The organism is Flaviramulus basaltis, assembly GCF_900114265.1.
GTDB classification, from domain to species: Bacteria; Bacteroidota; Bacteroidia; order Flavobacteriales; family Flavobacteriaceae; genus Flaviramulus; species Flaviramulus basaltis.
Map to the genome: position 1 here is coordinate 1014704 of NZ_FPKV01000002.1, position 14121 is coordinate 1028824.

Genomic DNA, 14121 nt, shown 5'->3' on the forward strand with positions numbered 1-14121 from the left:
TCTGTTATTAATAAGTTGATTATATACAAAAAGGGATGCCTGAACAGCATCCCTTTTTTTATTGTCATTTAGCTTCTTCTAAACTTAATGACTATTGCTAATTAATCTTCAAAGGGTCCAATATCTGGGGCAGCTCCATTAAATGACATTCCTACATCTACGCCACTATCTATAAGATCACTTCCTGAAACTAATTTCATGAAATCGATATTTGGCAAGCTTCCATCTGCATTTCTAGAACTTGTTAATAAATTCATATCTAAACTAACAAAATCACTTGCATCAGCCATAATACCGTTTTGCCAGCTGTTATTTGTTATATCTGTTGTTGTCGCCGATAAACCATTATTATTACCACTTGATAATGATACCGTATTTTTTATAGTAAGTGAATTCGCAATATTTGAACTACTAAAATTTATGTTTCTTCCATTACTATAAGAACCACAATTATTGAGTTCTACATCACCTCTATTACTATTATGATCAAAACCATCATAAACATTCCCTGCTGCAATACAATTTTTATAAATAGCATTATGCTTTAGTTGCTTATCATCACTTCCGCCAGTTTTAAAACCATTGCCATCTCCTACTCCAACGCTACCATCTTTTAAATAACCATTTCTAATTGCCCAACAGTTCTCATATGTAGTTGTAATATTATCGCTACCTCTTAGGTAACCATCCCATCCATCATCTAAATTTTGCCATGCACGACAGCCTACAAATTTGTTACCTGTACCAGCATCTAACTTACATGCAAATCCATCTGCGTTTTCTAATGAAGAATCAGCGTTATAAAAAGAATCACAATTTAAAATAGTATTGTTACTTCCTCCATTTGCAATTTGAAGACCTGTATCTGAGTTTTCACTAAAGGTGCAAAATTCTATTAAATTATTGTTTCCGCTAATAATCATACCATTATCTCCAGCTCCAAAAAAATCAATGCCTTTTATATCCCAATAATCTCCAGATAATGAAGCACCTCTATTCGATGAGTTTTCAGACATTGAAGAGAAATCAAATTTTGGTCTTGTAGTATTATCTGGGTGAGGTAAAAGAGATATTAAGCTACCAGAACTTCCATTTTTGGAAATGTTTATAGTAGAACCAAAAGTGTATGTACCTTCAATAACATAAATAATATCTCCTGCACTTGCATTAGCTAATGCCGTTAAAAGTTCTTGAGATGTGCTTACCCCTGGAATAGTTGAAACACCAGAAATATTAACTTGTAACTCTCCAACTATAGTACTTGCATCTAAAGCAGTAGCCTTAACTGTAACTGTTCCATTAGTTTTGGGAGTTAATAAGCCATCAGAATTAATATCTGCAATTGAAGTCTCTACAACAGACCAAGTAACTTGCTTATTACTAGCATTTGTTGGTAATACTTCAACTGCTAGTTGTTGTGGGTTACCATCTGTTATATCATTTCCTGTAATCGTAATACTTTCAACTAAAACAATTGGTCCTTCAACTCCTGAGATTAAAATGTCTTTTTGTGATGAAACTCCAGACCCATCTTTAGCATCTGCCTTTACTTTTACTAAGCCATTAGAAACTGCTGTTAATAAACCCGAAGTAGTAATTGTTGCTATTGAGGTATCAGAAACGCTCCACGTAACTGTTTTATTTAAAGCATTACTTGGTAATACATTAACCGATAATTGCACTGAATTACCATCTTCTATATTGCCTCCATTAATTACAATACTTTCTACTAATACATCTCCATTATTCTCATCAGTAGGACTATCACTACTACAAGCAGCAAAAATGAATAGTATAATTACTGTTGAGAATTTTAAAATTTTATTCATTATTATTATAGTTTAAAAAAAATGTTTATATTTATGTAATCGATTACGCAATTTATATATATATATTCGATAAACAAAAAAAATAATCTCTAAAATGTTTATTTTTACTTCGTTAAAATTCTAACCATCCCTTATGAGTAAAAAAACAACTATATATGATATTGCAAAAAAGCTAGACATCACAGCTGCAACTGTTTCTAGAGCTTTAAATAACAATCCAAAAATTAGCGAAGCAACAAGGGAACTGGTTCTCAAAACTGCTGCTAAAATGAATTACAAACAAAATAGGCTTGCATTAGCTTTACAAAGTGGAAAAAGCAATAATGTTGGGGTTATTGTACCTCGTGTTGATAGTAATTTTTTTGGTGCAATTATTAGAGGTGTTGAAGAGGAATTAAATCCGCACGGGTATCATGTTATTATTTGTCAAACTCATGAAGATGAAAACAGAGAAAACGAAAACATTGACACGCTTTTAAACGCACAGGTTGATGGTATTTTAATATCTACTACTTCTAATAAAATTACAGAACCCTTTAACCGAGTGCTTAAAAAAAACACACCATTAGTTTTTTTTGATAGAAGAAAAACAATGAATGGGGTTAGCTCTGTAACTATTAATGATTTTGAAGGAGGATACAAAGCAACTAAGCATTTAATTGAACAAGGTTGCACACGTATTGCTCATTTTTCTGGAAATCGATCTATTGAAATATTTCAAGAACGTTACTTAGGTTATAAACAAGCATTAATTGATTCTGGTATAGAATTTAACGAGGATTATGTAATTGAAACCAAAAGTAACAGAGAAGCAGGTAGCAATGCTGTTAAATTATTATTAGAATTAAACCCACCTCCAGAAGCCATTTTTTCTTCTGGTGATTTTGCTGCATTAGGTGCTATTGAAGAGTTAAGATTACGCAATATAAATATTCCAGAAGAATTTGCTGTAGTTGGATTTAGTAATGAACCTTTTACAAAGTTTATGGAATTATCTATTTCTTCCATAGATCAATCTCCATTAGAAATGGGAAAAATGGCTGCAAAAGTATTTTTAGAACAGGTTACTAATACTGATAATATAAAAATGGAGAAAAAAGTAATTTTAGAACCAGAATTAATCATTAGAAAGTCTTCATTAAAAACAAGTTTAATAAAACCCAATTTAAAAAAGGTCACCTAAAACAAGAGGTTTTAAAAAGACTTGATTCTAAAGAGAAACCCCTCGTCTCCAAGGAATAAAATCATTCTGATTTAATAATTTTGCCTTTGTTTGTTTTTTACCACTTGCTACATCTATCATAAACTCAAGCATTTCATCTGCCATTTCTTCAATAGTTTTTTCACCACGAATTACAGCTCCAGTTTCAATATCAATAATATCTGGCATTTTTTCTGCCAGTTCTGTATTAGAAGATACTTTTACAATAGGTGCTATTGGATTACCAGTTGGCGTTCCTAAACCAGTTGTAAACAATACCATATTAGCTCCAGAACCAACTAATGCTGTAGTACTTTCTACATCATTACCTGGTGTGCATAATAAATTAAGTCCTGGTTTTGTAATGTACTCGCCATAATCTAAAACACCTTGAATAGGAGATGTGCCTCCTTTTTTTGCTGCTCCTGCAGATTTCATAGCATCTGTAATTAAACCATCTTTTATATTGCCGGGTGATGGATTCATATCAAATCCAGAGCCAGCATCAACAACAGATTTTTCATAAGCTTTCATTAATTTTAAAAACTTTTCTCCATCTTCATCACTAACACATCTATTAACCAATTCTTGCTCTACACCACATAATTCTGGAAATTCTGCTAAAACAGCGGTTCCATTTAATGCCGCTAACATATCGGAAACTGCTCCTAAAGTTGGGTTAGCAGATATTCCTGAAAAGCCATCAGATCCTCCACATTCTAACCCTACTCTTAATTTTGATAAAGGTGCTGGTTTACGCTCAATATTATTTGCTTTTTTTATGGCTTCAAAAGATTCTTTTATAATGATAGATAACATATTATCAATCGTGCCCATTTGTTGCTGCTCGTAAATTAAAACAGGCTTTTCCATATTTGGATTAATGGCATTTAAAGCATCTTTAAAGATATTTATTTGGAGATTTTGACATCCTAAACTTAATACTGTTGCTCCTGCGACATTTGGATTATTTACATAGCCTGCTAATAATTTTGCTAAGCTTTCTGAATCTTGTCTGATACCCCCACAACCTCCAGGATGTGTGATAAATTTTACATCAATATTATCGAAAACGTCTACAGATTTATCTGCAACTTCTGTTTCTTCTCCTCCACTTACTAACGAGCGAAGTAACATTTGATGTGGATTTACCTTTTGCTTTAAAAGTTCTTTTTCAAAAACTTCTTTTAGGGTCTCTACATTTCTGTTTTCACAAAATACCAACGGAAAGAATAGCCATACGTTTTCTGTACCAACTTGCCCATCTTTTCTATGGTAACCTGCAAAGGTTCTGTTTTTCCATTTTTCCACATTTGGAGCTGTCCATGAAAAAGAATCTGTTTTACCATATACTTTTTCGCTTTGATGTTTAACATTTTCAGTAGTTAACACATCGCCTTTTTCAATAATACCATTAGCTGTTCCAACAAGAACACCATACATGATAATTCTACTTCCAGATTCAAATTTATCTAAAGCTATTTTGTGCTTAGATTTTGTATCAGAAAGTATTTTTATAGCTTCTCCTTCAAAAGAAACAACATCCTCAGCTTTTAGATTTACTAAAGCTACAGCTACATTATCTGATGTGTTTACTTTTATTAATTTGTTTTGCATAATACTAAATATTTATAAACTAAATATCTTAATTAATACTTTTTACAGAAGTTTTCGAACCCAACTTCAACGCCATTAGTATCTATTTCTGCTAAGGCTAAAGTAATTGCTTCTGTTAAGTTTTCAACTTTTGTTAAATCTTCTCCCCAATATTCTTGGTTACTTAAAACAGCTTTTGCTATTGTATTGTAATTGTTAGACTCCCAAATTTTGGTTAAATTTTTAACAATATCTTCACTATCATTTATTGGTAACTCTTCACCGTTATATGTTCCCTTATAAAAACGAATTAAAGCCGCAAAAGCAAACGTTAAATGCGTTGGAAGTTTTTTATGAATATCTACATATTCTAATAAACTTGGTAATACTCTTACAGTAAATTTTGATATAGCATTTAAGGCTAAACTTGATAAATTATGGATGATAAATGGATTTCTGAAACGATCAAAAATTTCATCAGCAAAACTATTTAACTCATCTTTATCTAATTCTAAGGTGTCTATAATCTCATTGAAAACAGTCTCTTTTATAAATTTCCCTGTAAACTCATTGTCTACAGTTTCTTTAACTGTTTTGTTACCATATAATAATGATAAAGAAAGAATTGCTGTGTGAGCTCCATTTAAAATACGAACTTTTCGTGTTCTAAAAGGTTGCATATCGTCAACAATCTTAACATCGAGATTAGTTTTGCTAAATGGTAATTTTGCTTTTAAATCATCTCCACCCTCAATAACCCATAATAAAAAGGATTCGGCAGCAACTATTAAATTATCTTTATAATCTAACTTAGCATTGTAAGTTTCTATTTCATCTTTAGGGTAGCCAGGAACAATTCTGTCTACTAAAGTATTATGAAATGTACTATTTTCTAATAACCAAGTTTTAAAATCGTCACCCAAATTCCAATCAGAAATATAGTTTAGAATAATTTCTTTTAATGTATCTGAATTATAGTTTATTAATTCACAAGGAATAATAGTTAACCCCTTACTGGCATCGCCATTAAAATGCTTGTAACGCTCATGCAAAAGCAACGTTAATTTTGCTGGAAATGAAGTTGGTGGTTGCATATGTGGTTTATCGCTACTTACATAAGCAATACCTGCTTCAGTTGTATTCGAGATGATGAATTCTAAAGCGTCTTCTTTTGCTAAACTTAGATACTCATTAAAATTAGCGTAAGGATCTACACCTTTAACAATATTTGAAATAAGCTCAATATCTTGAATTTCTTCACCTTTTTTAACACCTTTCATAAACAGTGTGTATAATCCATCTTGATCGTTTAGCATTTTTACTAAACCTCTATCAATAGGTTGTACAACTGCAATACCTGCATTAAAATCTGCAGATTTGTTTAATTCTTGAAATGCATATCCTATGAAAGCTCTTAAAAAATTACCTTCTCCAAACTGCACAATTTTAATGGGAAGCTTTTTTTCTAATCCTAGATTAATTCTATTTAAAGCTTTCTTATTTTCTTTTAATTCTGGCATATTATCTTTTCAATTATAAATCAAACAAACTTGGTAACCATAGTGTTAACTGAGGGAAATACGTTACTAAAAACAAAGCAACAATCATTGCTAAAAACATAGGTAACAAAGGTTTTACCACTTTTTGTATGGTAGTTTGGGCAATGCCAACTCCTACAAAGAGCACGGAGCCAACCGGTGGTGTACATAAACCTATACATAAATTAAGTACCATAATAATTCCAAACTGAATAGGATCCATTCCCAACGCTGTAACTACTGGTAAAAATATAGGTGTAAAAATGAGCACTGCTGGAGTCATATCCATAAATATTCCAACAAATAATAATATTAAGTTTATTAAAAGTAAAATGATGATCTTGTTATCGCTAATAGCTAATAATGTTGAACTTATATTTTGAGGAATATTTTCATAAGACATCACCCAAGACATACTCATAGAGGCTCCAATTAATAGCATAACTACAGCTGTAGTTGCTGATGAATCTAAAAGAATTTCGGGTAATGATTTAAAGGATATTTCTTTATAAATAAAGCCTAATACTAAAGTGTATAATACAGCAATTGCTGAGGCCTCGGTTGCTGTAAAAATTCCTGTAATAATTCCTCCAATAACAATAACCAATAAAAACAAGCTTGGTACAGCATCAATAAATGCTTTTAAAACTTGCTTTAATGAACTCCTTTTTCCAACCTTATATTTTTTCTTTTTCGCCCAAAATGAAGCGACTAACATTAAAAATAATCCAGTTAAAATTCCTGGGATATATCCCGCTAAAAATAAAGCAGCTATTGAAACGCCTCCACTTGCTAATGAGTAAACAATTAAAATATTACTAGGTGGAATTACTAATCCTGTGGTTGCAGAAGTAATATTAACGGCTGCTCCAAATTCTCTCGAGTAACCTTCTTTTTCCATTTCTGGACCTAAAATACTACCCATTGCTGAGGCTGATGCCATGGCTGAACCTGCAATGGCCCCCATTAACATAGCGCCTATAACATTAATTAATGCTAAACCGCCTGGTAAAGATCCTACCAATGTTTTTGCAAATGCAATTAAACGATGTGCAATACCACCCTTATTCATAAGCTGACCTGAAAGCACAAAAAATGGAATGGCTAATAAGGCAAAACTATCTAAACCGGTTCCCATTCTTTGAGATACTGTGGTAAAAGCTGGTAATGCAGGAATACTTACAAGCATGGTTAATACCGAAGATATCGCGATACTCCATGCCACAGGCATACCTATGGATAATAATCCTATAAAACTTAAAACTAAAACAATTATTGGGATATATTCCATAGTTATTTGATGTTTAAAATATCTGAAATTTTATAATAAATAATCAACGCTCCACTTAATGGAATAGCAAAATAAACAACCGCTAAAGGCATTTGTAGAGCTGGAGAATATTGATCTAAAGTATAGGTTATATAAACAAGTCTTAGACCCCCAATAATCATAGCAAAAAAAGCAAATGCGATAATTAATATGTAAACAATTAGCTTTAATTTTTTCTGTGTTTTGTTACTCGATCTTAATGGAAGTACATCTATAGCTACATGCATATTTCGTCCAGACACATAGGCTGCGCCTAAAATACCCAGCCAGATCATTAAATATCTAGCTAATTCATCTGTAAAAGAACTTGGTGTACCTATTATAAATCGTGTAAAAACTTGCCATAATACATTAATAACCATCACACCCATGATAACTATCAATATATTTCCTAATACTTTATCTATCTTTTTCCGAAGTGCCATCTACTTAGTGTTTTGTATTCTTTGAACTAAATTATACATATCTTCATTTTCTTTAATATCTGAGTAAACATCTTCAACTTCGTTAGAAAACAAGGTTTTATCTGGATATATAATTTCAACACCTGCTTTTTGAACCTCTTCTAAAGCTTCTTTTTCGGCTTCTGCCCATAGTTTTCTTTGATATACTACAGAACTATCTACGGCTTGTTGCATCCATTTTTTTTCTTGCTCTGAAAGATCATTCCAAAGATGAGTTCCAATAATTAGAACATCTGGTAAAACGGTATGCTCATCTAATGTATAGTATTTACATACCTCATAATGCCTTGAAAGATAAAAGCTAGGTGGGTTATTTTCTGCACCATCAACTACGCCTTGTTGTAATGATGTGTATAATTCCCCCCAAGAAATAGGTGTTGCAGAACCGCCTAAGCTATTTACCATATTTACAGCTGTAACGCTTTCCATAACCCTAATTTTTAAACCTTTTAAATCACTTGGTGAATTGATGGGCTTATCTTTAGTATAAAAACTTCTACTTCCAGCATCGTAATAGGCCAAACCTTTAATCCAATACTTGGTACCTTCATCTAATAATTCCTGACCAATTGGACCATCTAAAACTTGAAATGCATGTTCTTTATCTCGGAATAAAAAAGGGAGTCCAAAAACCTTCATTCGTGGTGCAAAGTTTTCCATAACACCTACCGAAACTTTGGTCATATCTAAACTGCCAATTTGAAGTAATTCAATACACTCGCGCTCTGTTCCTAATTGCTGACTAGGGTAAATCTCAAGCTGCATTTTACCTCCTGATATTTTGGCTAAATCTTCGCCCATTTTAACCATGGCTTTGTGTACAGAATGATTGACATCTAAACTATGTGCTAGTTTAATCGTTCTGGTATCACTCAACCGATTGCATCCGGTTAAAACAAATACAACAGAAAAAACAAAAATCAAGTTTCGCATTATAATTAGTTTTTAATTTTTTGAATAATAAGTAATGCTTTTTCTACTTCTTGCTTTAATGTGTCAAAATCTTTATTAGCAATAATATCTTTGGAGATGAGTTGAGATCCCATTCCTACACAGGTTACACCTGCATCAAACCAACCTTTCAAGTTCTCTTCTGTTGGCGACACGCCGCCTGTTGGCATAATGCTTGTCCAAGGTTGTGGACCTTTAATACCTTTCACAAACTTAGGTCCGTATAAATCCCCTGGGAATAATTTTACGATTTCACAGCCTAATTCTTCGGCTCTTGCGATTTCTGTTAAACTTCCACAGCCTGGTGACCACAATACTTTACGTCTATTACAAACTATAGCAATATCTTCTCTTAATACTGGAGTTACAATAAAATTAGCCCCTAAAGCCATATAAAGTGAAGCTGCTGCGGCATCGGTTACCGAACCTACACCCATAATCATTCCTGGTAATTCTTTAATAGCATATTTGGTTAATTCTCCAAAAACTTCATGTGCAAAATCACCTCTAGCGGTAAATTCCATAAGTCTGGCGCCACCATCATAACAGGCTTTTAATACTTTCTTACTTAATTCTATATCACTATGAAAAAACAAAGGAACCATACCTGTGTCTTTCATTACTTGAGCTACTTCTAATCTTGTAAATTGTGCCATGTCTTATCTTTTATCGTGCTACTCGTCCTGAGGCATCGCCGCCCATTAATTTTTCTACTTCATCAACAGTCACTAAGTTCGCATCACCTTTAATAGTATGTTTTAAACACGACGCTGCTACTGCAAAATCTAAAGCATTTTGATCATCTTCAGGATATTTTAATAAACCATAGATTAAGCCTCCCATAAATGAGTCTCCGCCACCTACTCGATCTACAATATCTGTAATTTGATATTGACGGGTTTCATACATTTTTTTACCATCGTATAAAACGCCAGCCCAGGTATTGTGTGATGCTGAAATAGACCCTCTTAAAGTTGTAATTACTTTTTTAGCTCTAGGGAATTTTTTCATCATTTGTTGACAAACAGATAAAAAAGCTTCTGCTTTAACATCATGCCCGTGTGTTTGAACATCTAAGCCTTCTGGTTTAATTCCAAAATGCATTTCTGCATCTTCTTCATTTCCTAAAATGATATCACAATAAGATGTTAGTTCAGTCATAATAGCTTCTCTATCTCCTCCGTATTTCCAAAGTTTTGCTCTATAATTTAAATCGGTTGAAATCGTAATTCCTAATTTACTAGCTACTTTAACGGCTTCTAAACAAACATCGGCTGAGCTTTGAGAAATCGCAGGTGTAATCCCTGTCCAATGGAACCATTCTACACCTTTAAAAACAGCTTCCCAATCCACCATACCTGATTGAATTTCGGCCATAGCAGAATGAGCTCTATCGTAAACGACTTTACTTCCTCTACTTACCGCTCCGGTTTCTAAAAAATAAATACCTAAACGGTCACCTCCCCATACAATTTTATCGACGCCAACACCTCTTTTTCGCATTTCCATCATGGCACATTGCCCGATATCATTCTTTGGTAAACGGGTTACAAAATCTACCGATACGCCATAATTTGCTAAAGAAACGGCTACGTTAGATTCGCCACCACCATAAACTACATCAAAACTATTGGCTTGTGAAAACCTTAAAAAACCTTCTGGAGCTAATCTTAACATAATCTCTCCAAATGTGACTACTTTACTCATTTAAATCCTTTTAATTTAATTGTTTTATTTTAAAAAATCTTGTCGTTTTGGGGTAAAAACATCTATTAACATACCTGTTTCTAAACAAATAACACCATGTGTTATGTTTGATGGTACAAAAAATGAATCACCTTTTTTTAATTTTAATTTATCCTCTCCTATAGTAACTTCAAATTCACCTTGAGAAATATAAGTGCTTTGAGTGTGCATATGATTATGTAATTCTCCTACACCTCCTTTTTCAAAATATACATTTACCATCATCATAGTATCATCATACCCCACGATTTGGCGTTTTATTTTATCTTCAACTATTTCCCATTCTACTTTATCTACTTCAAAGAACATTGAGCTTTGTTTCATCATTTTCTAATTTTGATATTAAAAATTGAAATACTCTTTTGCGTTGTTGTAACTAATATCTGAAACTATTTTTCCTATCCATTCCATATCGTTAGGTAGTTCTCCTCGTTTTATTTCATCGCCTAAAAGATTGCATAGAATACGTCTAAAATATTCGTGTCTTGGAAACGATAAAAAGCTACGCGAATCTGTTAACATTCCCACAAAACAGCTAATTAATCCCATATTAGACAGCGCATTTAGTTGTTTGGTCATACCATCTTTTTGGTCTAAAAACCACCATCCAGATCCAAACTGAACTTTACCTTTTACACTACCATCATTAAAATTACCTATCATAGTTGCCATCACTTCATTATCGGCAGGGTTTAGGTTATAAATAATGGTTTTTGTTAATTTATCTTTACCATCTAAGGTGTTTAAAAATGCTGATAATTTTTGCGCCTGCGAAAAATCGCCTATAGAATCCCATCCTGTATCTGGACCTAAAATACGATGCATACGTGCATTGTTATCTCTTAAAGCACCTAAATGAAATTGTTGCACCCAACCAAACTCATGATATGTTTCACTTAAAAACACTAAAATAGCACTTTGAAATTTTAAAGCTTCTTCTTGAGTAATTTTTTTGTTTTCTCGTTTCTTTTTGAATATTGAATTGACTTCACTTTCTGTATAGTTTTCAAAATAAATTTGATCTAAACCATGGTCACATAGTTTGCATCCATTAGCATCAAAAAACTCAATACGCTTTTTTAAAGCTTCACATAAATTTGAAAAAGAACTTATTTCTACTCCTGCAACTTCTCCCAAAGTATCAATGTAACTATTGTAACCATCTTTGGATATTAAAATAGCCTTATCTGGTCTAAAAGCTGTGCTTACTTTTACAGTGAAATCGCTTTTTGCAAGTTGTTGATGATATTTTAAATCATCTGTAGGGTCTTCAGTCGTGCAAACCACTTCGGCATTTGCTTTTTTTAGTAAGCCTCTACAACTGTATTCTTTTGAGTTTAATTTCTCTTGTGTTTCTTGATATATTTTTTCTGCTGATTTTTCATTTAAAAAATCATAAATATCGAAATATCTTGCTAGTTCTAAATGTGTCCAGTGATATAATGGGTTACGTATAGTAAAAGGTACTGTTTTTGCCCAATTTAAAAATTTGTCCTTATCGGAAGCATTTCCTGTAATAAACTTTTCATTAACACCCATGGTACGCATGGCGCGCCATTTGTAATGATCTCCATTTATCCAAACATTTGTAATGTTGCTGAAGGTTTTATCTTCTGCTATTTGTTGTGGAGGCAAATGGTTGTGATAATCTATAATTGGCTGATTTTTTGAATAATTATGATATAATTCTTCAGCATACTTATTCTCAAGCAAAAAGTTATCGTGAATAAATGGTTTACTCATTATTTTGGTTAGTTATTAATCTTCGTTTGATGGTTTACCAATAGTTGCTAAAATCCCGCCGTCTACATAAACTACTTGGCCGTTAACAAAATCACTAGCTTTAGAGGCTAAAAACACAGCAGTTCCAGCTAAATCTTCTGGATTACCCCACCTTGCTGCAGGTGTTCTATTAATAATAAATTCGTTAAACGGATGACCATCTACTCGAATAGGTTCTGTTTGAGTTGTAGCAAAATAACCAGGACCAATACCATTAACTTGAATATTGTGTTTTGCCCATTCTGTTGCTAAATTTTGAGTAAGCATTTTTAAACCACCTTTGGCAGCCGCATAAGCAGAAACGCTATTTCTACCCAACTCACTCATCATAGAACAAATGTTTATTATTTTACCTTCTTTGCGTTCAATCATTTGTTTTGCGACTAACTGAGACATTATAAATGGCCCAACTAAATCTACATCTATCACTCTTCTAAAATCCTCAACAGGCATGGTAATAGCTAATTCTCTTTTTATAATTCCTGCATTATTTACTAAAATATGAATATCTCCTATTTCAGTCGAAATTATTTCAATATTTTCTTTCGCCTCATCTTCATTTGTTACATCAAACAAATAGCCACTGGCTTTAAACCCTTTGCCTTTGTAATAAGATAAGGCATCTTTCATTTTAGAAGGTGTTGTGCCTGTAATAATAAGTTCTGCACCAGCACTGGCTAATCCTTCTGCCATAGCCATTCCTAAACCATGAGTACCTCCTGTAACCAGAGCTCTTTTACCTGTTAAGTTGAATAAATTCATTAATTTTTTGATTTTATTGTAACTCGTTTATTTTACAAACATCCATATCTCCATAGTCCAGATTTTCTCCTGCCATTCCCCAGATAAAACTATAACTACTTGTGCCTGATCCTGAATGAATTGACCATGGTGGTGAAATTACAGCTTCATTATTAGCCATCCAAATATGTCTTGTTTCATTTGGTTCACCCATAAAATGACAAACTGCTTGATCTTCGGGTACTTCAAAATAGAAATACACTTCCATTCTTCTATCATGAACATGTGCCGGCATTGTATTCCAAACGCTACCAGATTTTAGAGTTGTCATTCCCATTTGTAACTGGCAAACCTCAACTACACTATTTACAATATACTTTCTTAAAGTTCTTGCGTTGGCTGTTTCTGGTGTGCCTAACTCAACAACTTCAACATCATTAATACCTATTTTTTTATTAGGAAATGCTTTATGAGCTGGTGTTGAATTCAAATAAAATTGAGCAGGATTACTTGCTGATTTACTTGAAAATGTAACTTTTTTATTTCCTTGACCTAGATATAATGCTTCTCTATTATCTAATTTATATTCAATACCATCTACTACAACAACTCCTGAACCTCCAACATTAATTATTCCTAATTCTCTTCTTTCAAGAAAATAAGAAGCTTTTAAAGGGTCTATTGTTTCTAATTCAATTATTTTCTCAACAGGTACCACTCCTGCAACCATAAATCTATCGTAATGAGTATAAACCCAATTTAGTTTATCTTTACTCATTAAGTTCTGAATTAGAAATTCATCACGTAATTCTTGTGTGTTATATTTTTTAATTGCTTGTGGACTAGAAGCGTATCTTGTATTGTAATTAGTCATATTAAAAATATTATGTAATCGATTGCACAAATATAATAAAAATATCTTAAATCCTACATTTTAGATACT

13 protein-coding genes are annotated in these 14121 nt (G+C 32.7%); 1 reads left to right on the top strand and 12 read right to left on the bottom strand.

The window, feature by feature from the left end; all coding sequences use genetic code 11:
• Positions 1–101: 101 nt before the first annotated feature.
• Positions 102–1829 carry an Ig-like domain-containing protein gene (locus BT151_RS11130; RefSeq protein ID WP_072402145.1) on the bottom strand — a complete coding sequence of 576 codons (1728 nt, stop codon included), beginning with the start codon at positions 1827–1829 and terminating at the stop codon, positions 102–104.
• A 133-nt stretch (positions 1830–1962) separates the two neighbouring features.
• On the opposite strand from BT151_RS11130, the gene BT151_RS11135 reads away from it, so the two are divergent.
• Positions 1963–3012 (top strand): LacI family DNA-binding transcriptional regulator, encoded by a 1050-nt coding sequence (locus BT151_RS11135; protein ID WP_072402147.1) that lies wholly within the window; start codon positions 1963–1965, stop codon positions 3010–3012.
• A gap of 27 nt (positions 3013–3039) precedes the next feature.
• Here the strand turns inward: BT151_RS11135 and BT151_RS11140 are convergent, their stop codons facing one another.
• Genes BT151_RS11140 through kduI form a run of 11 tightly spaced genes read right to left on the bottom strand, consistent with a single transcriptional unit; the run spans position 3040 to position 14052 of the window.
• Positions 3040–4647 carry a UxaA family hydrolase gene (locus BT151_RS11140; RefSeq protein ID WP_072402156.1) on the bottom strand — a complete coding sequence of 536 codons (1608 nt, stop codon included), beginning with the start codon at positions 4645–4647 and terminating at the stop codon, positions 3040–3042.
• Positions 4648–4679: 32 nt separating this feature from the next.
• Positions 4680–6146 carry a tagaturonate reductase gene (locus BT151_RS11145; RefSeq protein WP_072402158.1) on the bottom strand — a complete coding sequence of 489 codons (1467 nt, stop codon included), beginning with the start codon at positions 6144–6146 and terminating at the stop codon, positions 4680–4682.
• 13 nt (positions 6147–6159) lie between these two features.
• Positions 6160–7455: a TRAP transporter large permease gene (locus BT151_RS11150; protein ID WP_072402160.1), complete on the bottom strand. Its 1296-nt coding sequence runs from the start codon at positions 7453–7455 to the stop codon at positions 6160–6162.
• A 2-nt stretch (positions 7456–7457) separates the two neighbouring features.
• Positions 7458–7919 (bottom strand): TRAP transporter small permease, encoded by a 462-nt coding sequence (locus BT151_RS11155; protein WP_072402162.1) that lies wholly within the window; start codon positions 7917–7919, stop codon positions 7458–7460.
• Entirely contained in the window at positions 7920–8891 is a 972-nt protein-coding gene (locus BT151_RS11160) for a TRAP transporter substrate-binding protein (RefSeq protein WP_072402163.1), read from the bottom strand.
• 5 nt (positions 8892–8896) lie between these two features.
• A complete protein-coding gene (locus BT151_RS11165; RefSeq protein ID WP_072402164.1) occupies positions 8897–9565 on the bottom strand; it encodes a bifunctional 4-hydroxy-2-oxoglutarate aldolase/2-dehydro-3-deoxy-phosphogluconate aldolase in 669 nt (222 codons plus the stop codon).
• Between the two features lie 10 nt (positions 9566–9575).
• Positions 9576–10616, bottom strand: a complete 1041-nt coding sequence (locus BT151_RS11170; protein WP_072402165.1) for a sugar kinase — start codon at positions 10614–10616, stop codon at positions 9576–9578.
• A 24-nt stretch (positions 10617–10640) separates the two neighbouring features.
• Complete coding sequence (locus BT151_RS11175) at positions 10641–10982, bottom strand: cupin domain-containing protein (protein WP_317041230.1); 342 nt, start codon at positions 10980–10982, stop codon at positions 10641–10643.
• A 15-nt stretch (positions 10983–10997) separates the two neighbouring features.
• Positions 10998–12398 (bottom strand): glucuronate isomerase, encoded by a 1401-nt coding sequence (gene uxaC, locus BT151_RS11180; RefSeq protein WP_072402167.1) that lies wholly within the window; start codon positions 12396–12398, stop codon positions 10998–11000.
• A gap of 15 nt (positions 12399–12413) precedes the next feature.
• On the bottom strand, positions 12414–13199 hold the full coding sequence (locus BT151_RS11185; RefSeq protein WP_072402168.1) for a gluconate 5-dehydrogenase: 786 nt from the start codon (positions 13197–13199) through the stop codon (positions 12414–12416).
• 13 nt (positions 13200–13212) lie between these two features.
• Entirely contained in the window at positions 13213–14052 is an 840-nt protein-coding gene (gene kduI, locus BT151_RS11190; protein ID WP_072402169.1) for a 5-dehydro-4-deoxy-D-glucuronate isomerase, read from the bottom strand.
• Between the last annotated feature and the right edge of the window lie 69 nt (positions 14053–14121).

What these genes read in the sequence shown, in the direction of transcription:
- BT151_RS11160 (WP_072402163.1), bottom strand. Translation starts at nt 8,891, where the DNA reads ATGCGAAACTTGATTTTTGTTTTTTCTGTTGTATTTGTTTTAACCGGA.
- BT151_RS11165 (WP_072402164.1), bottom strand. Translation starts at nt 9,565, where the DNA reads ATGGCACAATTTACAAGATTAGAAGTAGCTCAAGTAATGAAAGACACA.
- BT151_RS11185 (WP_072402168.1), bottom strand. Translation starts at nt 13,199, where the DNA reads ATGAATTTATTCAACTTAACAGGTAAAAGAGCTCTGGTTACAGGAGGT.
- BT151_RS11135 (WP_072402147.1), top strand. Translation starts at nt 1,963, where the DNA reads ATGAGTAAAAAAACAACTATATATGATATTGCAAAAAAGCTAGACATC.
- BT151_RS11150 (WP_072402160.1), bottom strand. Translation starts at nt 7,455, where the DNA reads ATGGAATATATCCCAATAATTGTTTTAGTTTTAAGTTTTATAGGATTA.
- BT151_RS11155 (WP_072402162.1), bottom strand. Translation starts at nt 7,919, where the DNA reads ATGGCACTTCGGAAAAAGATAGATAAAGTATTAGGAAATATATTGATA.
- BT151_RS11140 (WP_072402156.1), bottom strand. Translation starts at nt 4,647, where the DNA reads ATGCAAAACAAATTAATAAAAGTAAACACATCAGATAATGTAGCTGTA.
- BT151_RS11170 (WP_072402165.1), bottom strand. Translation starts at nt 10,616, where the DNA reads ATGAGTAAAGTAGTCACATTTGGAGAGATTATGTTAAGATTAGCTCCA.
- kduI (WP_072402169.1), bottom strand. Translation starts at nt 14,052, where the DNA reads ATGACTAATTACAATACAAGATACGCTTCTAGTCCACAAGCAATTAAA.
- BT151_RS11145 (WP_072402158.1), bottom strand. Translation starts at nt 6,146, where the DNA reads ATGCCAGAATTAAAAGAAAATAAGAAAGCTTTAAATAGAATTAATCTA.
- BT151_RS11130 (WP_072402145.1), bottom strand. Translation starts at nt 1,829, where the DNA reads ATGAATAAAATTTTAAAATTCTCAACAGTAATTATACTATTCATTTTT.
- uxaC (WP_072402167.1), bottom strand. Translation starts at nt 12,398, where the DNA reads ATGAGTAAACCATTTATTCACGATAACTTTTTGCTTGAGAATAAGTAT.
- BT151_RS11175 (WP_317041230.1), bottom strand. Translation starts at nt 10,982, where the DNA reads ATGATGAAACAAAGCTCAATGTTCTTTGAAGTAGATAAAGTAGAATGG.